The sequence below is a fragment of the Acidovorax sp. sif0632 genome (genome assembly GCF_019218805.1).
Taxonomy (GTDB): Bacteria; Pseudomonadota; Gammaproteobacteria; order Burkholderiales; family Burkholderiaceae_C; genus Acidovorax; species Acidovorax facilis.
Window position 1 is genome coordinate 771,509 of the sequence record NZ_JAHUWW010000002.1, and the last position, 20,196, is coordinate 791,704.

At 66.4% G+C, this 20,196-nt stretch carries 18 protein-coding genes; 5 read left to right on the forward strand and 13 right to left on the reverse strand.

What is annotated here, in order from left to right:
- The first annotated feature begins 79 nt into the window (after window positions 1-79).
- Window positions 80-2,644, forward strand: a complete 2,565-nt coding sequence (locus KW832_RS08740; RefSeq protein WP_218299565.1) for a penicillin acylase family protein — start codon at window positions 80-82, stop codon at window positions 2,642-2,644.
- A gap of 23 nt (window positions 2,645-2,667) precedes the next feature.
- Window positions 2,668-3,675, forward strand: coding sequence for an asparaginase (locus KW832_RS08745; protein ID WP_218299566.1), 1,008 nt, complete (start codon window positions 2,668-2,670; stop codon window positions 3,673-3,675).
- Window positions 3,676-3,745: 70 nt separating this feature from the next.
- Here the strand turns inward: KW832_RS08745 and KW832_RS08750 are convergent, their stop codons facing one another.
- Entirely contained in the window at window positions 3,746-4,372 is a 627-nt protein-coding gene (locus KW832_RS08750; RefSeq protein ID WP_218299773.1) for a hypothetical protein, read from the reverse strand.
- 195 nt (window positions 4,373-4,567) lie between these two features.
- On the opposite strand from KW832_RS08750, the gene KW832_RS08755 reads away from it, so the two are divergent.
- Entirely contained in the window at window positions 4,568-5,299 is a 732-nt protein-coding gene (locus KW832_RS08755; protein WP_055393843.1) for a hypothetical protein, read from the forward strand.
- A 215-nt stretch (window positions 5,300-5,514) separates the two neighbouring features.
- Here KW832_RS08755 and KW832_RS08760 read toward each other — a convergent pair whose 3' ends face one another.
- The 5 genes from KW832_RS08760 to KW832_RS08780 all read right to left on the reverse strand — a co-directional run bounded on the left by KW832_RS08760 (window position 5,515) and on the right by KW832_RS08780 (window position 11,194).
- Window positions 5,515-6,789, reverse strand: a complete 1,275-nt coding sequence (locus KW832_RS08760; protein ID WP_055393845.1) for an acyl-CoA dehydrogenase family protein — start codon at window positions 6,787-6,789, stop codon at window positions 5,515-5,517.
- 54 nt (window positions 6,790-6,843) lie between these two features.
- The gene (locus tag KW832_RS08765) at window positions 6,844-7,929 is read right to left on the reverse strand and encodes a phosphotransferase (RefSeq protein WP_218299567.1); all 1,086 of its coding nucleotides are present in this window, start codon (window positions 7,927-7,929) and stop codon (window positions 6,844-6,846) included.
- A 35-nt stretch (window positions 7,930-7,964) separates the two neighbouring features.
- Complete coding sequence (locus KW832_RS08770; RefSeq protein WP_055393849.1) at window positions 7,965-8,684, reverse strand: Crp/Fnr family transcriptional regulator; 720 nt, start codon at window positions 8,682-8,684, stop codon at window positions 7,965-7,967.
- Between the two features lie 164 nt (window positions 8,685-8,848).
- Window positions 8,849-9,628 (reverse strand): oxepin-CoA hydrolase, alternative type, encoded by a 780-nt coding sequence (locus KW832_RS08775; RefSeq protein WP_055393851.1) that lies wholly within the window; start codon window positions 9,626-9,628, stop codon window positions 8,849-8,851.
- 42 nt (window positions 9,629-9,670) lie between these two features.
- Window positions 9,671-11,194: a 3-hydroxyacyl-CoA dehydrogenase gene (locus KW832_RS08780; RefSeq protein ID WP_121419833.1), complete on the reverse strand. Its 1,524-nt coding sequence runs from the start codon at window positions 11,192-11,194 to the stop codon at window positions 9,671-9,673.
- Window positions 11,195-11,266: 72 nt separating this feature from the next.
- Between KW832_RS08780 and KW832_RS08785 the strand changes: the two genes are divergently transcribed.
- Window positions 11,267-13,489, forward strand: a complete 2,223-nt coding sequence (locus tag KW832_RS08785; protein WP_370628656.1) for a hypothetical protein — start codon at window positions 11,267-11,269, stop codon at window positions 13,487-13,489.
- A gap of 89 nt (window positions 13,490-13,578) precedes the next feature.
- Here the strand turns inward: KW832_RS08785 and KW832_RS08790 are convergent, their stop codons facing one another.
- From KW832_RS08790 to thiO, 4 genes are all read right to left on the reverse strand, one after another.
- Window positions 13,579-14,502: a thiamine phosphate synthase gene (locus KW832_RS08790; RefSeq protein ID WP_218299775.1), complete on the reverse strand. Its 924-nt coding sequence runs from the start codon at window positions 14,500-14,502 to the stop codon at window positions 13,579-13,581.
- Window positions 14,495-15,307 carry a thiazole synthase gene (locus tag KW832_RS08795; protein ID WP_218299568.1) on the reverse strand — a complete coding sequence of 271 codons (813 nt, stop codon included), beginning with the start codon at window positions 15,305-15,307 and terminating at the stop codon, window positions 14,495-14,497. Before KW832_RS08795 ends, KW832_RS08790 begins: the two co-directional genes overlap by 8 nt.
- Before the next feature lie 84 nt (window positions 15,308-15,391).
- Window positions 15,392-15,589 (reverse strand): sulfur carrier protein ThiS, encoded by a 198-nt coding sequence (gene thiS, locus KW832_RS08800; RefSeq protein WP_055393858.1) that lies wholly within the window; start codon window positions 15,587-15,589, stop codon window positions 15,392-15,394.
- On the reverse strand, window positions 15,586-16,716 hold the full coding sequence (gene thiO / locus KW832_RS08805; protein ID WP_218299569.1) for a glycine oxidase ThiO: 1,131 nt from the start codon (window positions 16,714-16,716) through the stop codon (window positions 15,586-15,588). Before thiO ends, thiS begins: the two co-directional genes overlap by 4 nt.
- A 287-nt stretch (window positions 16,717-17,003) precedes the next feature.
- On the opposite strand from thiO, the gene thiD reads away from it, so the two are divergent.
- Window positions 17,004-17,852: a bifunctional hydroxymethylpyrimidine kinase/phosphomethylpyrimidine kinase gene (gene thiD / locus KW832_RS08810; RefSeq protein ID WP_218299570.1), complete on the forward strand. Its 849-nt coding sequence runs from the start codon at window positions 17,004-17,006 to the stop codon at window positions 17,850-17,852.
- Between the two features lie 68 nt (window positions 17,853-17,920).
- Here thiD and KW832_RS08815 read toward each other — a convergent pair whose 3' ends face one another.
- The 3 genes from KW832_RS08815 to KW832_RS08825 all read right to left on the reverse strand — a co-directional run bounded on the left by KW832_RS08815 (window position 17,921) and on the right by KW832_RS08825 (window position 20,194).
- Window positions 17,921-19,201, reverse strand: a complete 1,281-nt coding sequence (locus KW832_RS08815) for a cytosine permease (RefSeq protein ID WP_218299571.1) — start codon at window positions 19,199-19,201, stop codon at window positions 17,921-17,923.
- 286 nt (window positions 19,202-19,487) lie between these two features.
- A complete protein-coding gene (locus tag KW832_RS08820) occupies window positions 19,488-19,730 on the reverse strand; it encodes a hypothetical protein (protein ID WP_218299572.1) in 243 nt (80 codons plus the stop codon).
- Window positions 19,727-20,194, reverse strand: a complete 468-nt coding sequence (locus KW832_RS08825) for a hypothetical protein (protein ID WP_218299573.1) — start codon at window positions 20,192-20,194, stop codon at window positions 19,727-19,729. Before KW832_RS08825 ends, KW832_RS08820 begins: the two co-directional genes overlap by 4 nt.
- Window positions 20,195-20,196 lie beyond the last annotated feature (2 nt).

The window sequence follows — 20,196 nt, forward strand, 5'->3', positions numbered from 1 at the left end:
GCCGCAGCGCGGGCGCGGAGCCACCATGGCTTTGCGTGCACAACATCAACAACAAGACCAACGGCAGGAGACAAGAAACATGGCATGGATGAAGCGGACAGCCCTCGGGCTGGTGGCAGTGGCGCTGCTGGCAGGCGCGGCCGCGGCGGTGTATGTGCAGCGCAGCTTTGCACAACTCGATGGTTCCCTGGCTGTGGCGGGGCTCAGCGAAGCAGTACAGGTGCGGCGCGATGGCGCCGATGTCACCCACATCCAGGCTCAGACCCCGCAGGATGCCTGGTTTGCAATGGGCTATGTACATGCGCAGGAACGCACCTGGCAGTTGGAATTCAACCGCCGGGTCATGCACGGCCAGCTGTCCGAGGTTTTTGGCCCTGCCACGGTCGAGACCGACAAGCTCATGCGCAGCCTGGACATCATGGGTGTGGCCCGGCGGCAGTACGCTGGGCTGCCGCTGTATGCCCAGGAGGCCTTGCAGGCCTACAGCAAGGGCATCCATGCCTTCCACCAGAAACGTCCCCAGGCCTTGCCACCGGAGTTTCTGGTGCTGGGCGTGCAACCCGGAGGCGCCGCAGGCGCGGTGTGGGAGCCCGAGGACAGCGTGGGCTGGGCGCTGATGATGGCGCTGGACCTGGGTGGCAATTGGGGCACCGAGTTCGCACGCCTGTCGGTGGCGCGCACGCTGGACACCGACCGGCTGTGGCAACTGATGCCACCCTATCCGGGGGAGCCGCCCGCTGCGTCCGCAGACCTGGCGGCGCTGTATCGCCAGCTGGGGGTTTATCGTGCACCTGCCGCCGGTGCTGCAGCGGCTGCTGTGGCGCCAGCCAACCGCGAAGGTCCGTTGTCCCGGCAGATCAGCGCTGGCATGCTGGCCTGGGCCGACGAACTGACCCGCAACGCAGGCACCAACGAGGGCAAGGGTAGCAACAACTGGGTGATTGCGGGCACCCGCACCGTGAGCGGCAAGCCGCTGCTGGCCAACGACCCGCACCTGGGCCTGTCGGCCCCCGCCATCTGGTACTTTGCGAGCCTGCAGGCCCCTGCGGGCAAGGCGTCTGACGGCACACCCTTGGGCCCCATTGATGCCGTAGGCGCCACATTGCCGGGCCTGCCCTTTGTGGTGCTGGGCCGTACCGACAAGGTCGCCTGGGGCTTCACCAACACCGGCCCCGATGTGCAGGACTTGTATCTGGAGCAGATCAACCCCACCGATGCCACGCAGTACCGCACGCCCGACGGATGGGCCCAGTTCACCGTGCGCAACGAAAGCATTCGCGTCAAGGGCGAGGCCGACCTGTTGCTGCAGCTGCGCAGCACGCGCCATGGCCCCGTGCTGAGCGACGTTCAGAAGTCGCACGCCGAGGTGCTGGACCTGGGCAAATATGTGATCGCGCTGCGCTGGAGCGCGCTGGACGATGACAACCAGACCGTGCTGGCGGGCTTCAAGACCAACCAGTCCAAGAGCGTGGATGAGCTCTTTGCGGGGCTGGCGCACTACCACTCGCCGATGCAAAGCGTGGTGGCTGCGGACGACCAGGGCAACATCCGCTTCAAGGCCGCAGGCCGTGTGCCGCTGCGCGATGCCGCCAACGACATTCGGGGCGTGGCGCCTTCGCCGGGCTGGGACGCGCGCTACGACTGGAAGGGCTGGCTGCCGTATGAGCAAACCCCGCAGGATGACGGTGTCAGCGGAGGGGCGGGCGTCCAGGGCGCCCGGGGCTGGATCGCCACGGCCAACCAGCGCGTGACGGCGCCAGGCTACCCCCACTTTCTGACGCAGGACTGGGCCTTGCCCTACCGCTACGAACGCATTGCGCAGCTCATCGAGGCCACGCCCAAGCACGACGCGGCCAGCATGCAGGCCATCCACCGCGACGTGACCTCGCTCGCCACGCGGCGCCTCCTGCCGCACCTGCAGCAGGCGCAGTCCACGCACCCGCTGGCCGCCGCTGCGCAGAAAGAGCTGCAGGGCTTTGACGGCGTGATGGACGCGGGCCGCGCCGCGCCGCTGATCTTTGTGGCCTGGACGGACGAACTGGCGCGCGGCCTCATCATTCCGCGCATTGGCGAAGACCGGTTCACCGCTACGTATGGCAAGCGCGACTACCGCGCGGCCATTGAAGGCATTCTGGAGCGCAACGACACCTGGTGGTGCCAACCCGCATCGTGTGCCGAGCAATCTGCCGCTGCCCTGGGCCGCGCGCTCGACCGCCTGCAGGCTGCGTATGGCGCGGACCCGGCCCAGTGGCGCTGGGGCGCGGCGCACCCGGCGCTCAGCGCGCACCGGCCCTTCGGCAACGTGCCCGCACTCGCGCGTTTCTTCGATGTGAGCGTGCCCTCGCACGGGGATTCGTACACCGTGAACGTGGGCCAGTACAACGCGGGCGAAGCCTCTGGCCCGTACGTGAACCGCCACGCCGCCTCGCTGCGCGCGGTGTACGACCTGGCCGATCTGGAACAGTCACGCTTCATCTACCAAACCGGCCAGAGCGGGCTGGTGTTCTCGCCGCGCTACCGCGACATGAGCACCACCTGGGCCGAGACCGGCTATCGCGCGCTGCAGCGACAGCCCGCGCGCTGGATGCATGAGCTCACACTCACGCCTTCCACTGCCGCCAGCACCGCCGCTGCTGCGCAGTGATGCAGGCTGCAAGAAAGCACACCATGGGTTTTGTACCGTTGATCGAAGTCAACCGCGGCGGACTGGTCGAGTGCCAGCACTGGGGCGCAGTGGCCGTGGCCGACCGCGACGGCAGGGTATCGGCCCAGGTGGGTGACCCGTACACCGTCACTTTCACCCGCTCCACCATCAAGGCGTTCCAGGCGCTGCCTTTCATGCAGTCGGGCGGAGCCCGCGCGCTGGGCTGGGGGCAGGGCGAGCTGGCGCTGCTGTGCGCCAGCCACAACGGCGAGCCCATGCATGTGGCGCAGGCCGAGCGCATGCTGGCCAGCGTGGGCAAGGACTACCACGCGCTGCGTTGCGGGTGCCACCGGCCGCTGTTTGCCGAGCTGGGGCTCGCCTCGCTGCCACAAGGTTTTGTGCCAGACGAACGCCACAACAACTGCAGCGGCAAACACGCGGGCTTCGTCGCGCACTGCGTGCAACAAGGCTTGCCGCTGGACGATCACCTCGACCCAGCGCATCCGCTGCAGGTGGCCATTCGCGACCACGTTGCGCAAGCGGTGGGGCTGGCACCAGAACAGCTGGCCATGGGCATTGACGGCTGCTCGGCGCCCAACTACGCCATGCCGCTGGCCAGCCTGGCCCGGGGCTACGCTCGCTTGGCCGGTGGTGCACCGGACACGGACCTGGACCAGAGCCTTACCGAACTGGCCGATGCCATGGTCGCCCGGCCCGAGCTGGGCTCGGGCACCGGCCGGCACGACCTGGACTTTATACGGGCCGGGCAGGGCGACTGGGTATCCAAGACCGGCGCCGACGGCGTGCAGGTGGTGGGCAGCCGTAGCCGGGGCGAGGCCTTCGCGCTCAAGGTCATGGACGGCAACATGGTGGCGCAGGTGGCCGCCGCAGTGGAGGTCATGGACCAGCTCGGCTGGCTCGACGCCCGGCAGCGCGAGGCACTGGCGCCGCGCCGGTCGGGCCGAATCCTCAATGCCCGGGGCCTGGAGGTCGGCGGGCGCAGGGCCGTGTTCCAGCTGCGGCCTGTCTGAACCGGGCCGCCTGACGCCGCGCGGCGGCAGGCCGGATTCGAAAAAACAAGTAAAAAATGGCCCTAGCGCTTTATGGGTAAGAGCTTGCAGCTATAAAAAAAGTAGCAAATGGCTCTGTGTCCGGCAGCACATACACCACGCCGCGTGCCTGGCCGAACACAGGCGCGATGAACTGGTTGTAGAACGCCTCGGGTGCGTTCACGCAGCCGTAGCTGATGCGTTTGTCGCTCACGCCCCGGCTTGCCAGGCGTTGCTGGCGGCGCTCAGCGGCATGAACGCTGCGCACGCGGTGCAGCGAGACGGCGGATTCATAGTCGATCCACACAATGTCGTCGCCGCGCAGGTTTCGCCCGGGTTCTGTCACGAACCGGCCAGCGGGCGTGGTGCGCTCCTCCGGGCCGATCTGTGACAGTGGCCGCTGCCCAATGTCCGGCGCAGACCGGTCGCCCAGCGCTGCGCCCAGCAGCACCGGAGCACTGCTCAGCCACTGCCCCTGGGCCGAGAACACATGGATGCAGGCGGCGGGCTTGTCGATCACGGCAAAAGGCAGGCCCTGGTGGTCGCCGGTTTCGGTGGCCCAGCGCACCAGCTGGCGGGCCGTGGCCGAGGTGTCCCTGGGCAATTCCGCTGCGGCCGCAGGCAAGGTCCCCAGTACACCCGCAGCAGCCATGGCGGTCAGGGCAAAACGGCGGTTCATAGTCAAAAGTGGCATATCGTTCATCCAAGCGCCGTACCAGGCCCCCACCTGCCGAAACTGGCGCGCCCCAGGCCAGTCCACCGGGTGCGTCCCCCTCAGGGGGAAGGCGCCGCAGGCGACTCAGGGGGAATTTCAATTTTCGCCCAATAATGCCTGTACCCGCGACTCTTGCGAAGCCTTGCGCTTCGGCCTCTCATGTTTGACCGCCTCCGCAAAGCATTCGGTACTTCCGGCTCCCCGGGTTCGGACCTGGGCCGGCCTGCCACCAACCGGGACGTGGCCCGCTGGGCTGCGAAGCAGCAGCTGGCCATCGTTGCACATTCCACCGAGGGACATTTCGATCTGGGCGGTGACATCCACGGCCACCCGTGGCGGCTGGAATGCGGCGCACCCACACGCGACTATGTGACGGGCCTGGAGCTGCGCGGGCGCGCCGACGTGGGCGCCGACCCCGATGCCGCCGTGATGGTGATCAACCGTCCCTTGCAGGAAATTCTGGAAGGCACGGCCTACACCGCCATCACCGATACGCTGCAGACCGCGGTGAGCAGCAGCCTGCCCGAAGAAATGCGCTGGTTGTCCATGTACGAGGAAATGGCCTGGCCCGGCCTGCCCGTGTCATTCCGCGAGCATTTCGCGGTGGTGGCAGAGCGCATTGAGCTGGCCCAGCGCTGGATCCATGCGCCCGTGGTCTCGCAGCTGCTCAATGCCGTGGAGGGGGAAGGGGGCTCCGAACGGGCGAAATCGCCCATGGTGCTGATGCTGGCGCGTGGCAAGGTCTACCTGCGCATGGAACACACGCAGCGCAGCCTGGCCGAGATAGCGCATGCCAAGCAACTGCTGCTGGTGGCCGGGCAGGCGGCCCTGCAGAACCTGCCGCCCATGTCGGTGGCGGGGCCGGACGACGTGCCCAACATCACCCGGTAGCGTTCCAGCCAGCGCCTGCGCCAAAGAAAACGCACAACGGAGCCTGTGGCCCCGTTGTGTGTTCTGCAATATGTTCCCGCAGGCTATGACGCTGGCACGCTGCAAGCCAATGCCCTGCGCAAGGGTCGCCCAGCCGCGTTGGGTGCGGTTCCCTCCCGCGCGTAGTGCGAGAGAGGAGGGGGAAAGGCCCAAGGGGCCTCTGGGGTGATTTCCAGTCAGCTTCCACGGGTGACGGGCACGGCCGCATCACGGCCGTAGGTGCCGTACTTGCCCAGCTCCCACTTGGCAATGGCGTTGCGATGCACCTCGTCCGGGCCGTCTGCAAAGCGCAGCGTGCGTGCACCGGCGTAGGCATAGGCCAGCGGGAAGTCATCGCTCATGCCGCCGCCGCCATGCACCTGCATGGCCCAGTCAATCACCTGGCAGGCCATGCTGGGTGCCACGACCTTGATCATGGCGATCTCGGTCTTGGCGACCTTGTTGCCAGCCACATCCATCAGCCAGGCGGCCTTGAGCGTGAGCAAGCGCGCCATGTCGATCTTGCAACGCGCTTCGGCAATGCGCTCTTGTGTCACGGTCTGCTGGGCCACGGTTTTGCCAAACGCCACGCGCGACGAAGCACGCTTGCACATCAGCTCCAGCGCGCGCTCGGCCAGGCCGATCAGGCGCATGCAGTGGTGGATGCGCCCGGGGCCGAGGCGGCCTTGAGCGATCTCGAAGCCACGGCCTTCCCCCAGCAGGATGTTGGAGACGGGCACGCGCACGTTCTCGAACGTCATCTCGACGTGGCCGTGGGGCGCATCGTCATAGCCCAGCACGTTCAGCGGGCGGACGATGGTGATGCCCTTGGCATCGGCGGGTACCAGCACCATGCTCTGCTGCGAATGGCGGGGTGCGTCGGGGTCTGTCTTGCCCATGGTGATGAACACCGCGCAGCGCGGGTCGGCCGCGCCGGAGATCCACCATTTGCGGCCATTGATCACGTACTCGTCGCCCTGGCGCTCGATGCGTGTCTCGATGTTGGTGGCGTCGCTCGATGCCACGTCGGGCTCCGTCATCGCAAAGGCCGAGCGGATCTTGCCGTCGAGCAGCGGCTTGAGCCAGCGGGCCTTGTTGGCATCGTCGCCGTAGCGGGCAATGGTTTCCATGTTGCCGGTGTCGGGTGCCGAGCAGTTGAACACCTCGCTGGCCCATGGCACGCGGCCCATGATTTCGGCCAGCGGTGCGTATTCCTGGTTGGTCAGGCCCGCGCCTTCGTAGCCCGAGGCGGCGGCGCTATCGACCGGCAGAAACAGGTTCCACAACCCGGCAGCCTGCGCCTTGGGCTTGAGGTTCTCGATGGTGTTCAGCGCGCTCCAGCGCTTGCCTGCGGCTGTGTTGGCGGCCAGTTCGTCTTTGTAGGCAGACTCGTTCGGATAGATGTGGTCATCCATGAACTGGAGCAGCTTGGCCTGCAGTTCCTTGGTTTTGGGCGAGTAGTCAAAGTCCATGGGTTTCTTCTCCGTTGGTAATCGAGGGGCGGCGCTTGTACTTGCGTCGTGTGTTTAGCCGCGCTGGGCAAACGACCAGGCCAGTTGGGCCATGGGCCGCGCGGTGTCGCCCGATGCCTTGGCCTGCGCGCTGGAGGCCGTGCCAGCCTCCACCCGCTTGGCAATGCCTTGCAGGATGGCCGCGATGCGGAACATGTTGTAGGCGAGGTAGAAGTTCCAGTCGGCACGCAGTGCCTCGGGCGTTGTGATGCCGGTGCGCTCGCAGTACAGGCGGATATAGGTGTCTTCGTCGGGGATGCCCAGCGCGGCCAGGTCCAGCCCTGCGATGCCGCGCCCGAGCGAGGCGGGGATGTGCCAGCTCATGCAGTGGTAGCTGAAGTCCGCCAGCGGATGGCCCAGCGTGGACAACTCCCAGTCGAGCACGGCAATCACGCGCGGCTCGGTGGGATGGAACATCAGGTTGTCCAGGCGGTAGTCGCCGTGCACGATGGACACATGGCCCTCGTCCCGCGCGCTGGCGGGCATGTTGGCGGGCAACCACTCCATGAGGTGGTCCATCTCTTCGATGGGCTGCGTGATAGACGCCACGTATTGCTTGCTCCAACGGCCGATCTGGCGGTCAAAGTAGTTGCCGGGCTTGCCATAGCTGGCCAGGCCCCGGTCTGCAAATTTCACCGTGTGCAGTGCGGCAATCACGCGGTTCATCTCGTTGTAGATGTCGCCGCGCTCGGCTGGCGTCATGTCGGGCAGAGATTGATCCCACAGCACGCGGCCCTGCATGCACTCCATCACGTAGAAGGCGCGGCCGATGACGGATTCGTCCTCGCACAGCACAAACATGCGGGGCACGGGAACGTCGGTGCCATACAGGCCGCTCATCACCGCAAACTCTCGCTCGATGGCGTGGGCAGAAGGCAGCAGTTTGGCCACGGGGCCAGGCTTGGCCCGCATCACGTAGCTGGCACCGGGCGTTATGAGCTTGTAGGTGGGGTTGGACTGCCCCCCTTTGAACATTTCCACGGTCAGGGGGCCTACGAAGCCTTCCATGTTCCGTGCAAGCCACGCGGTCAGCGCTTCGGTATCAAAGGCGTGCTGATCGGAAACAGGACGGGTGCCGACGAAATGGTCAAAGTTGCTCATGGAGGAATGGGGGAGAGGTTCGGTCAGTCAACGAGTCAGTTGTCGGTTTCAGCAATGCGCATCAGGGCTTCGCGGTCACGCACCACCAGTCCGCCCGGCTCGATGCGAATGGCGTCCTCGCGCTCCATGGCCTTGAGTTCCTGGTTCACGCGTTGGCGCGATGCGCCCAAGAGCTGCGCCAGTTCTTCCTGCGCCAGTTGCAGGCTGATGCGCATCTCGCTGCCGTCCGACAGGCTGGGCACGCCGTAGCTGCGCACCAGATGCACAAGCTGCTTGGCCAGGCGCGAGCGCAAGGGCAGGGTGTTGAGGTCTTCCACCAGCCCGAACAGCTGGCGAATGCGCCGCGCATGCAGTCGCAGCATGGCTTCGTACAGCTCGGTGTGCACCGCCAGAATCTTGCGGAAATCGGCCTTGGCCACACACAGGATCGTGGTGTCGCCATGCGCGTAGGCGTCGTGTGTGCGCCGGTCCCCGTCGAAGATCGCCACGTCGCCGAACCAGATGCCCGGCTCCACATAGGTCAGCGTGATCTGCTTGCCCGAGATGGAGGTCGAGCTCACCCGCACCGCACCGCGCGCGCAGGCAATCCACTCCTCGGGCGGATCTCCGCGTGCGGCAATGAGGCCGCCGTCCTTGAAGCGTTTGACGTATGCACATCTGAGGATGTCGTGGCGTAGAGAAGGTGAGAGAGATGAAAACCAGCGACCTGAGTTGATCGCTTCACGTTCTTCGATAGTAAGAATCGGGTCGTCCATGGCCTGTCTTTTGGGTGACTAGAAACAGACCCATTGTCGCGTCAGGGACCTTCGTGCTGCGTCAGGGTTGTCACCTGCGTGTCTGCACGGTGGCCACCAAAAAGAAAACCCCCGGGCGCTGGAGTGCAGCGGGCCGGGGGCGGTCGGGTGGGTGTGTGCAGGTGCTATTCGTAGCGGGGCACGCGTTTCTCTAGGAAGGCAGAAATACCGGCCCCGCCGTTCGCATGGTGCAGGTTCTTCACGAAATGGTCGCGCTCATGGGCGAGGTGGTGTGTGAGCTGGGCATGGGGCGCTTCGTTGAGCAGCTCCTTGATGCTCGCGAGGGCATTGGGTGCGCGCGCGTTGAGCTGCTCGGCCAGTGCCAGGGCGGTCTCCAGCGCGCTGCCGGTTTCTGCAATGCGGTTGACCACCCCGAGAGCGTGCAGGCGTTCTGCGCTGATGCGGTCACCACACATGAGGATCTCGGTTGCCACCTGGCGGGGCAGGGCGTGCGACAGGCTCCAGCTGGCGCCGCCATCGGGCGACAGGGCCACATTGCTGTAGGCCATCACAAACACGGCGTTGCGGGCCGCCACGATGAAGTCGCAGGCCAATGCCAATGAAAAGCCCGCACCGGCCGCCGCGCCTTCCACGGCTGCAATCACAGGCTTGGGGTAGGTGCGGATGGTCTCGATCCAGTTGTGCAGGCCTTCAATGCTCTGTGCCTGTACCTCGGGGGCTTCCTGGCGGTTGGCCAGCAGGCGCTGCAGGTTGCCGCCCGAGCAGAACATGCCATCGGCCCCCGTGATGACCACGCTGCGAATGTCAGGGCTGCTTTCGGCCACACCCAGCGCCTCCACGCCCGCTGCGTACATCACCGGGTCGATGGCGTTGCGCCGCTCAGGGTTGCGAAGGGTCAGGATCAGGGTCTGGCCCTGGCTGGTGCTCTGGAGTTCTGCGGGCATGGTGGCCTTGGTTGGGGAGCGGCTCTTGCTCTGTTCGCGCGATCAGGCTTCTTCGACGTGGGTCAGGCTCAGGCCGATGGCGCCGCGCCTGCGCAGCCAGGGGCTGGGGCGGTAGCGGGTGTCGCCATAGACCGTTTGCATGTTGAACAGCACTTCCAGGATGTTGGTCGGCCCCCAGCGGTCGCCCATGGCCAGGGGGCCCAGGGGGTAACCCAGGCCCAGTGTCACAGCGGTTTCCAGATCCTTGGGGGAGCAGATGCCTTGCTGGCAGATGTCGCTGGCGATGTTGACGATGGTAGCCACCACACGCTGCGTGACAAAGCCGCCGCTGTCGCGGATCACGCTCACGGCCTTGCCGTCGCGGGCAAACAGCGCATGCGCTGCGTTGCGGATGTCCACGCGGGTGGCGGGGTTGGTGGCCAACACGCGGCGCTTGGTAGCGGCGTCGTCGATCAGCATGTCGATGCCGATGGTGCGCGCCGGGTCCAGGCGCTCCACGACCGCCACGGTGGTGATGTCAAACCCCAGCGGCGCGACCAGCGTGATGGCCTGGGGCGAGGGCGACTGGCCGGTTTCGATGGTGGCGCCCAGGTCCTTGAGCAGCTGGTACAGCTCCGCGCGGCGCGCGGCACGGGGCGAGACCCACACGGGGGGAATCTCTGCCACCACGGGCGGCGGCGCCTCTGCCGGTATCTGCGCCACGCCGTCCACGTAGCGGTAAAAGCCTTCGCCCACCTTCTTGCCCACCACGCCGCCTGCCAGGCGCTGCGCGGTGATCACACTGGGGCGAAAGCGCGGCTCGTCGTAGTACTGGCGGTAGATGGATTCCATCACCGGGTGGGAGACGTCCAGCGCCGTCAGGTCCATCAATTCAAAGGGGCCGAGCTTGAAGCCGACCTGGTCGCGCAGGATGCGGTCGATGGTGGCGAAGTCGGCCACGCCTTCGCCCACGATGCGCAGGGCCTCTGTGCCAAAGCCGCGCCCGGCGTGGTTCACGATGAAGCCGGGGGTGTCTTGTGCCTGAACGGGGGTGTGTCCCATTTCCCTCGCATACGTGGCCAGGGCGGTGCACACGGCTGCATCCGTCTTTAGCCCGGCAATCACTTCCACCACCTTCATGAGCGGCACGGGGTTGAAGAAGTGGAAACCTGCCAGGCGCTCGGGCCGCTGCAGGCCCGCGCCGATGGCGGTGACCGAGAGGGATGAGGTATTGGTGGCCAGCACCGCATCCGGGCGCACCACGGCTTCCAGTTCGGCGAACAGCGTCTTTTTCACATCCAGCCGCTCCACGATGGCTTCTACCACCAGGTCGCAGCCTGCCAGGTCGGCCACGACCTTGACGGGGTGCAGCCGCGCGGTCAGGTCACCGGCCTGCGCGGCATCGATGCGACCCTTGGCCACCAGTTTGTTCCATTGCTCCTGGAGCGCCGCCTTGGCCGCATCGGCGGCGCCGGGGTTGGCATCAAGCAGAAAAACCTGGCTGCCAGCCTGTGCGGCGATTTGTGCAATGCCCCGACCCATGGCGCCGGTGCCCACGATAGCGATGTTGGGAAACTGAATTTTCATAGCGCCATTATGGCTCTGGCGTTGCGCGGGACTTATGTGCAAGAATGGGTTGCACCAAAAACAGAACATATTGTGAAAATCCGTAACGCCATTTTGGGGACCAGTCTGTGGGCGGTCGCTGCAGGCGCCTCGGCACTGTCCTTGGGCGGCAGCAGGGGCGTGGTGGTGTTGGGTGCCCCGGTAGATCTTTCCTTCGATATCCAGCCCGACCCAGGCACCGATCTGGCCTCTTCCTGCGTGACGGCCAAGCTGGTGGCCGGCGATACGGTGATTGGTGATGCCAAGGTGCGGGTAGTGCCATTGCCCGACATGCGGGGGCGGTCCCCGGCCGTGCGGGTGCAGGCCGCCATCGCGGTGGACGAACCGGTATTGATGGTCACCTTGTCGGCGGGGTGCACAGGCAAGGTCACGCGCACCTACACATTTTTTGCCGAGCTTCCATCCACGGTGGCACGGTCCGCATCGCCGGTCGACGTCTCGCGGCTACCTTCCCTCGCGGCCGGTGGGGTTGAAGCACACCGTCCGGCCCAGGGTGCAGCAGGGCAGCGCGCTGCAGGGGCTGCCACTGCGCCTGTGGCGCCTTCTCCGTTGGCATCCGTGCCCTTGTCTTCCGAAAACCGGCCCGAGCCCGTACCCAGCACCCCGTCGGTGGCCAAGCCCGCCGCGCGGACGGCCCCGGTCCGGCCCCCAGAGCGCCCGGTGGCGCGCCCCCAGGCCAGCGCTGAAAAAAACAAGCTGCCTACAGCCCCCAAGCCTGCTGACCGGGCTCGCTTGGTCGTCGAGCCACTCGACCTCTGGGTAGACCGTCCGCTGGCACTGCGCACCTCGCCTGAACTGCTGGTCATGCCATCAGACCAGCCCTCGGCCCAGCGTGCCCAGGCGGCAGCGCTCTGGAAAGCGATGAATGCCCAGCCCGAGGATGTCAACCAGGAGGCTGACCGGCTCAAGGCCCTGGAATCCGACGTTGCTGCCCTGCGGGCGCAGGCCGCCCGCGACCGGGCCAGCGCAGCGCAATTGCAGCAACAGCTGGAGCAGGCAGAGAGCGAGAGATTTCCTGCCACGGTGGTCTACGCGCTGGGCGGGTTGCTGCTGCTGGCACTGTTGCTCGCTGTGTGGGCCTGGGGGCGGATGCGCAGCGCCTCCGAAAAGGCGGTGCGCGCATGGCGCGATTCGGTGGCTGCGCTGGGTGGCCGAGATGCCGTGGTCGAGCATGGGGCTGCGCTGGGCCTGCCCCCCGACCCCAGCGATCACTGGCTGCCGTCCGATGAGTCCGCCGAAGCCCGGGAACCTTCCCCGGGCTCAGCTGCTGCCCCGCTGGTACCTCCTTTTGTGGCCACGGCCCCTTTGCCCAGTGCCCCGGTCCCCCTGAAGGCGACCGTTCCCCCGCCAGCACCTGCTGCTGTAGTCACGCAGCAACCCGCGCTGCACATCGTCAGCCCGGAAGAGCTTTTCGACATCCAGCAACAGGCCGAGTTTTTTATCTCGGTGGGGGAACACCAGCAGGCCATCGAAGTGCTGAAAACGCACATCGCTGAGCGCGGTGCCACTTCGCCGCTGGCGTATCTGGAGCTTTTGCGGCTGTACCACACGCTGAGCCGGGTGGAGGAGTTCACGCAACTGCGTACGCAGTTCATGCAATCGTTCAACGCACAGGTGCCGGAATTTGCCAGCTTCCACCGCACGGGCCGCATGCTGTACCACTACACCGATGCGCTCGCTGACATCGAGGCTGAATGGACGTCTCCGTCGGTGCTTCAGCTGCTGGAAAAGCTGCTGTTCCGGCAGAACGGTGTCGGTTCGGTCGAGCCCTTTGACCTTGCGGCTTACGACGACCTGCTGCTGTTGCTCTCCATTGCGCAGACCACGCCCGCAAGTGCCCGAGGGGAGCCTGCGCCCCGCAAGCGCACCACACCGCTCGCCGCACCTCGGGACGAAACCCAGGTGCAGCAAGCGCCAGCCCCGAAGGTGCCTGCGACAACGGCGGCATTACCGCAGGACTCGCGCGCGGCCAGCCTGGAGTTCGACTTTGACGGGATGCCTCCCGCTACAGGGCGGCCAGCTCAGGCATCGGGTGTCGCAGCGCCCTCCGCACTGGATGGCGACACGCGCGGTGCGCCGCTGGATCTGGACCTCGACCTTGATCTGTCAGAGCCGCCCCACCTCACCCTGAGCGATCTGCCGGCCGTGCCGGTGACCGCGCCCCCGGCCGCGGGTCAGGCCGTCGGTTTTGGCATGGACAACGACCTGGTCGAACTGCGGCTGGAACTGGAGCAGAAGAAAGGCGACCGCAAATAGGCCGACAGGCCGACAGGCCGACAGGCCGACAGGCCGACAGGCCGACAGGCCGACAGGCCGACAGGCCGACAGGCCAATGGATCATCCCTTCAGCGGATCGCGCGCTGGCTGTTTTGTTCCATCAGGCGCATCAAGTGCGTGGCGGTGGCTTCAGGGTCTGGGGCATTGACAAGGGCCCGCACCACCGCAATCGACCCCACGCCCGTGGCCTGCACCGGCGCAAACTGCTCGGCGCCGATGCCGCCAATGGCCACCTGGGGGTAGTGGCGCAGCAGGCGCGCATACACACCCAACCGGCCCACACCCTGCGGGGCCGTGGCCATCTTCTTGAGGGTGGTCGGGAATACGGCGCCCATGGCGATGTAGCTGGGGCCTATTGCATCTGCACGCACCATTTCTGCGTAGCCATGGGTGCTGACACCCAGGCGCAGGCCCGAAGCGCGCAGTGCTTGGAGTTCGTCGGGGGCCAGGGCATCCAGATCTTCCTGGCCGAGGTGAATGCCATAGGCACCCGCCTGGATGGCCGTGCGCCAATGGTCGTTGATGAACAGCAGCGCACCCGTGCCCTGCACGGCCTGTACGGCGGCGTGCACTTCCCGTTCAATGGCGGCAGCGTTGTCCGACTTGAAGCGAAGCTGCACGGTGGGCACGCCCGCACGCGCCATGCGGCCTACCCAGTCGGCGTCGGGCAACACGGCGTACAGGCCCAGGTGCTCAGGGCATGGGGCGAACGCTTGGGCACGTGGCACGGGTTGCAGGCCAAAATCCTCTGGCGCGTCGGGCCATTGCTCAGGCTGGAAGGTGCCGGTGCGCAGACTCTGTGCCAGCCAGGCCTGGGCCAGGCACTCCGCGTCGTGGGCAATAAAGCCCAGCGTGCTGCAGGCCTGCAGGGCTGCCAGGTAGGCGGCTTCCTGCCGCGTGGGTTTCGGGGCGGGCTCGGCGCCAAAGCCCGCGAAGGTGGCGGCGTGGTGCGCAAGAATGGCCTGCACCATGGCGCTGGTGTCGTCACGCATGTTGTTCATGGTGCCAGAAGGGGGTGCCGAGCACGGGCGTACTGGGCTGGGCCGCATCCTGCGCTGCCATGGCACCTGCCTGGCGCGCGGCGCGCCCGGCATTCACAGCATCGGCGAAGGCGCCGGCCATGGCCACGGGGTCTTGCGCCAGGGCCACGGCGGTGTTCAGGAGCACGCCGTCATAGCCCCATTCCATCACCTGGCAGGCATGCGACGGCAGGCCCAGGCCCGCATCCACCAGCATGGGCACGTTGAGGCGCTCGCGCAGCATCTGCAGTGCATAGGGGTTCACGGGGCCGCGCCCGGTGCCGATGGGCGCCGCCCAGGGCATCACGGCCTGACAGCCAACATCCACGAGGCGCTGACACAGCACCAGGTCTTCCGTGCAGTAGGGCAGCACCTGAAAGCCTTCCTTGATGAGGTGTTCGGCCACGCCCACCAGGTTCAGGGTGTCGGGCTGCAGCGTGTAGTCGTCGCCAATCAGCTCCAGTTTGATCCAGGGGGTGTTGAACACCTCGCGCGCCATCTGTGCCGTGGTGATGGCCTCTTGCGCGCTGTGGCAGCCTGCCGTGTTGGGCAGCACAGGCACGTTGAGCTTGCGCAGCAGCTCCCAGAAGCTGCTGCCGCTTTCGGCCGGGTTGCTGCCCTGGCGGCGCAGCGATGCGGTGACCATGGCAGGCTTGGCGCGCAGCACGGCGGCTTCGAGCACTGCGGGGGATGGGTAGCGCGAGGTGCCCAGCAGCAGGCGGCTGGCGAACTGCTGGCCGTAGAGCACCAGGGGGTCTTGGGGCGTTGAAGTGGTCATGGTGTTTACTATGCTTTTGATAGCTGCTAGCGCTTATTTATCATGCGCTAGGTGCCAATTTGGCTTCAATTTTCAGGCGGCGGATCAGCCCCCCGTCACGGGCGAGATGATTTCCACGCGGTCGCCGGGCTGCAGGGCCTGCGCGGCGTAGCGGGTGTTGGGCACAAAGGTGGTGTTCACGGCCACGGCAAAAGGCGGGCGGGCCGCGATGGCGGCCACGGCGTCGGCCACGGTAGCGCCCTCGGGCAGTTCGTGCGGGATCTGGTTGATGGAAATGTTCATGCGAAAGCGGCGGCCGCGCTGGGTGGGGGCAGGGGGGCGGGCTCCAGGTCCAGCGCGAGGTCAAATCGTTGCGAAAGCTGCGATTGTCCTGCGTTCAGCACTTCCAGCGTCACATCCAGCATCGCGGGCGCGATCATGAAGCCGTGGCGGTACAGGCCGTTGATTTCCAGCACGCCCTTGCGCGGCTGGCGGATGGCGGGCAGGTTGTCGGGCAGCGTGGGGCGGCACTGCGTGGCCAATTCCAGGATGCGGCCCTCTGCAAAGCCGGGGTGCACGGCGTAGGCGGCGGAGAGCAGCTCCAGTGTGGAGCGCACGCTGGCGGGCGAGAGGTCGTCCGATTCGATTTCGGTGGCGCCGATGACGAACAGATGGTCTTCTTTGGGCGCAATGTAGATGGGGTAGCGCGGGTGCACCAGCCGCGTTGGGCGCTGCAGCCTGACATCCGGCGCGTGGATGCGAACCACCTCGCCGCGCACGCCGCGCAGTGCACTCCACTGGCCCTTGGCGCCCAAGCCACGGCAGTCCAGCACCCAGTCGGGTTGGCCAGGGGCGCCGGGTGCAAAGGCCTCGGGCGACTGGGGGCTGTGCCAGTGCGTGCGCACCGACAGCCGCTGCATTTCCACCACCAGGGCGGCCAGCAGCTGCCGGTTGTCGAGCTGGCCTTCGCCGGGCAGGTACAGGCCCTGCGCAAAACGCTGCGCGAGGGTGGGCTCCGCCTGGGCCAGCGCGGCGCCGTCCAGCTTTTGCAGGGCGGGCAGCTCTGGCACCTGGTGCTGGTTGGCCTCCAGCTGGCGCGTGAGCCGCTGGGCTTCGGCCGCGTCCTGCCGGTGCCACACGATGAGCGTGCCGGCCTGTTGGAAGAACACGGGCTCGGCCAACGCCGCCAGCAGCTGCGGCCAGCGGGTGAGGGCGTGGTGGCCCATGCGCACCACGCCGGGCTCGGTGATGGCCGATTCGGCCAGCGGCGCCAGCATGGCCGCGGCCACGGTCGCGGCCGAATGTTCGGCGGCCGGGCTGCCCGCGTCGTAGATGTCCACACGGTGACCCTGGCGGGCCAGCTCCACCGCAAGCAGGCGGCCCATGAGGCCCGCGCCCAGAATCGCAAAAGAAGAGGGTTGAAGTGGCATAGGTCCGTCGGTGTGTCCGTGTTGGCTGGCAACCATGGACAAAACGGGGGCAGCGCCGCTCTTGGAAACTCCCCACGCCAGCATGACCTGGATCGGGTAGCGGGGCCACGTTGCAGGCAGTGCCATGCAGCGCTGCGTGCGAGCCCCAGGGTATTTCTCAGTCGCACACCGAAGAACCTGTTCAGGTTCTGAACGGAGGGACACCCCTGTTTCGTCCGGAAAAAATCAATTACAGCACAACCCTTGGCCGCTCTTTTTGCGCTAACGCATAGGCCATAATTTTTGCCATGACTTCATTGACCCCACCGACCTCCGCAGCGCGCCGCTATGTGCGCGTGCTTTCCATTGCCGGTTCTGACAGCGGCGGCGGGGCGGGCATCCAGGCCGACCTCAAGACCTTCAGCGCCCTGGGCTGCTACGGCATGACAGCGATCACGGCCATCACGGCGCAGAACACCTGCGGCGTGACGGGCATCCACGGCATTCCACCAGAGATGCTCAAGGCCCAGATCGACGCCGTGGTGCAGGACATTGGCGTGGATGCGGTCAAGATCGGCATGCTGCATTCGCCCGAGGTGGTGCGTGTGGTGGCCGATGCCATCCGCACCTACCAGCTGCCGCACGTCGTGCTCGACCCCGTGATGGTGGCCACCAGTGGCGACCGGCTCATCGCTTCAGAAACCGTGAGCGTGCTGGTGCAGGAGCTGTTTCCGCTGGCCGAGGTGATCACCCCCAACCTGGACGAGGCCGGCTGGCTGCTGGGGCGCAGCATCAAGGGCGTGGAAACGCTGGACGAAGCCGCGCAGGCACTGTGCGCTCTGGGTGCACGTGCGGCGCTGCTCAAGGGCGGCCACCTGCCTGGAGACTGGGTGGTGGACGTTCTGGCCACCCGCAGCGGTGTGCGGCAGCGGCTGGAGTCTGCACGCATTGCCACGCCCAACGGGCACGGCACGGGCTGCACCCTGTCGTCGGCCATTGCGGCACACCTGGCGCAGGGCCTGCCCTTGCAGCAGGCGGTGGAGCGCGCGCGTGCCTACATTCTGGGCGCCATCGCCGCAGGGGCTGATGTGACCACCGGCTGCGGCCACGGCCCGCTCAACCACGGCTATGCGCCTGTGGCGCAGTTGGTGCTGTAGAAATTTAAGAGTTTTTGGCCGCTAGCGCTTATCTGGTAAGCGCTAGCAGCTCACAATTCGATAGCTATTCAACGGCCCCGTGGCCGTGTGGCCCAGGCCAGCAAAAAGCTGAACGCCAATGCCGGCAGCGCCGAGCCCGCACCCGGCAGCACCTTGGGAGCCAGGTGGTAGACGGCAATCCCCACCAGCCAGATCGCCACGGGCACCGCATTCACCTTGCGCGCCGCTGCCAGCAATGCAGGTGCATCGGTGCCAAACGCCAGCCGCCCCAGGATCACCCCAAACAGCGGCACAAATACGGAGCTGAGCAGCAGCAGGAAGGGCTCCAGGCTGTGCATGGGCAAGACCAGCGCAAGGCCTGTGCATACCGCCGCCATGGCCAGGCCCCACTTGCGCACGCCCCAGCGCGGCAGCAGGCTGTGGGCCGACACCGCACCCGAATAGGTGTCGCCATAGGCGTTATCCACCTCGTCAATCAGGATCAGTGACAGCGCAATCAGCCCGCCCTGGGCCAGCAGCAGCGCCTGCACCAGATCCTTGCTGGGCAAGGTCAGCGCCACCAGCACACCCAGCGAGTAGCACCACATGTTGGCCAGCGCATAGCCCAGCCAGGTGCCACGCAATGCCGAGCCACCGTTCTTGCCGTGGCGCGCATAGTCGGCCACCAGTGGCAGCCACGAAATGGGCATGGCGATCACCAGATCCAGCGCAGGGAACACGCCCATGCCGCCCGCGCCCTGGCGGTTCCACAGCGCATCAAACCCCTGGGCCTGCGCCAGCGACAAAAACTGCCACGACAGCCACAGCAGCGACAGCACCACCAGCGGCAGCGCCACGCGCGCAATCACCTTGCGCACCAGCTGCACCATCGATCCGCTGATGAGCAGCATCACCACGCCGCCCCACAGCAGCGTTGCAAGCACCGGCCAGTGCGCACCGGCCATGCTGCCCGACTGCTGACCGATGGCCACGGTGGCATCGCGCATCACCACCAGCTCGAACGTGCCCCAGCCCACCAGCTGCACGATGTTCAGGATGATGGGCAGGCTGGCAAACGTACGGCCATACACGGCGTGCATCAGCCCCGCACTGGCCAGGCCGCTGTCGCAACCGAGCTTGGCCACCCAGCCCAGCAGGCCCGCGCCCACGATGGAACCGGCGACGATGGCGATGAGGGCTTCTTTGGTGCCCAAAGCGGGCATCAGGTACGCACCCACCTGCATGACCAGCAAGCCCACGCCCAGGCTGAACCAGAGCGAGGCGTGGTCATGCCACTGGAAGACGCGGCGGTCGGGGGAGACGGGGGCCAGCGCTTCGTTGTGGGAAGGCGCGGCGGGCGATGAGGACATGGATGGCTCCGTGGCAATACAGAGCAGGGGCGGCCCGCCAGTGCGCCCCAAAGTCTTTCCATTCAGGGCTGGGCCAAAGCGGACGTGCTTCCCTGCGCGAGGATGATCTCGGGCCTGCAAAGTAAAACGATGCAGGCGCTCAGGTTCAGAGGGTGTGTTCTCAGCCCCGTGCTGTTGCCAGCACAGGACACCCCTAGCGGTGCACCACCAGGTGGTGCGGACGGGATTCTACGGGCACAAACAAAAAAGCCCGCACTGGGCGGGCTGGCTCGGGGTGAGTGCATGGCTAAGCGATGGGTTTACTCAGAACCCGCAGGAAGCCCTTACCCTTGAGGAAGTTGCGGTAGCTGTTGACCGAGACGGCCTCCGCTTCCTTGGCCACGTCGGTGCCAGCGGCCAGCACCTGGCCGTTGTCGTCAATGATGGCCAGGCGGGCGGGCTTGCCGTTGACCAGCACTGTGAGGCCTTCATGGCCTACCGCACTGATCACAATGCCCTGGATGGATGTGTGTGGAAGGTCGCCGATCATTCTGCAGCCTTCGGGATCAGCCCCAGCGCATCCCGCGCCTCATACGTGGCCACCTTCTTGCGCAGGGCCTGCAGTTCGCGGGCGTAGCCCACGCTATCGGGGGTTGTGAGGCTCAGCAGTGAGTTCTGCACCGCGTGCTCGATGACCTCCAGGCTGTCGCTCAGGTCGCGCTTGGTTTGCGCTTGTTCGCTGGCAGTCTCGGCAGCTTGCAGGAGGCGCTTGTACTGGCTTTGGGCGGTACGGACTATGCCCAGCAGCTCCCGGCTGAGTGCGCCCGCGTAGGAGTCGGCAGAGGGCGGCGGCGTTCGTGCAGGGCGCACGCTTGCTTGCATCCAGTAGTTGCCCATGGCGAGGGGCTGGCGGGGCGTGGTGTCGATGGTGACCACCACGCCGCAGCGCTGGGCCTCGGTGACCAGGTTGAGCGCTGCGCAGTGGATGGCGGTGAGGGCGGTTTGTGTGGTCATGG

Coding starts and splice junctions, on each gene's coding strand:
- thiS (WP_055393858.1), bottom strand. CDS start 15,589: ATGAACATTTCCATCAACCAGATCCCGCACGAACTGCCCGAGGGCGCT.
- KW832_RS08815 (WP_218299571.1), bottom strand. CDS start 19,201: ATGTCCTCATCGCCCGCCGCGCCTTCCCACAACGAAGCGCTGGCCCCC.
- KW832_RS08825 (WP_218299573.1), bottom strand. CDS start 20,194: ATGACCACACAAACCGCCCTCACCGCCATCCACTGCGCAGCGCTCAAC.
- KW832_RS08750 (WP_218299773.1), bottom strand. CDS start 4,372: ATGAACCGCCGTTTTGCCCTGACCGCCATGGCTGCTGCGGGTGTACTG.
- thiD (WP_218299570.1), top strand. CDS start 17,004: ATGACTTCATTGACCCCACCGACCTCCGCAGCGCGCCGCTATGTGCGC.
- KW832_RS08780 (WP_121419833.1), bottom strand. CDS start 11,194: ATGAAAATTCAGTTTCCCAACATCGCTATCGTGGGCACCGGCGCCATG.
- KW832_RS08770 (WP_055393849.1), bottom strand. CDS start 8,684: ATGGACGACCCGATTCTTACTATCGAAGAACGTGAAGCGATCAACTCA.
- KW832_RS08760 (WP_055393845.1), bottom strand. CDS start 6,789: ATGGACTTTGACTACTCGCCCAAAACCAAGGAACTGCAGGCCAAGCTG.
- KW832_RS08775 (WP_055393851.1), bottom strand. CDS start 9,628: ATGCCCGCAGAACTCCAGAGCACCAGCCAGGGCCAGACCCTGATCCTG.
- KW832_RS08755 (WP_055393843.1), top strand. CDS start 4,568: ATGTTTGACCGCCTCCGCAAAGCATTCGGTACTTCCGGCTCCCCGGGT.
- KW832_RS08740 (WP_218299565.1), top strand. CDS start 80: ATGGCATGGATGAAGCGGACAGCCCTCGGGCTGGTGGCAGTGGCGCTG.
- KW832_RS08820 (WP_218299572.1), bottom strand. CDS start 19,730: ATGATCGGCGACCTTCCACACACATCCATCCAGGGCATTGTGATCAGT.
- KW832_RS08795 (WP_218299568.1), bottom strand. CDS start 15,307: ATGACCACTTCAACGCCCCAAGACCCCCTGGTGCTCTACGGCCAGCAG.
- thiO (WP_218299569.1), bottom strand. CDS start 16,716: ATGCCACTTCAACCCTCTTCTTTTGCGATTCTGGGCGCGGGCCTCATG.
- KW832_RS08745 (WP_218299566.1), top strand. CDS start 2,668: ATGGGTTTTGTACCGTTGATCGAAGTCAACCGCGGCGGACTGGTCGAG.
- KW832_RS08790 (WP_218299775.1), bottom strand. CDS start 14,502: ATGCGTGACGACACCAGCGCCATGGTGCAGGCCATTCTTGCGCACCAC.
- KW832_RS08765 (WP_218299567.1), bottom strand. CDS start 7,929: ATGAGCAACTTTGACCATTTCGTCGGCACCCGTCCTGTTTCCGATCAG.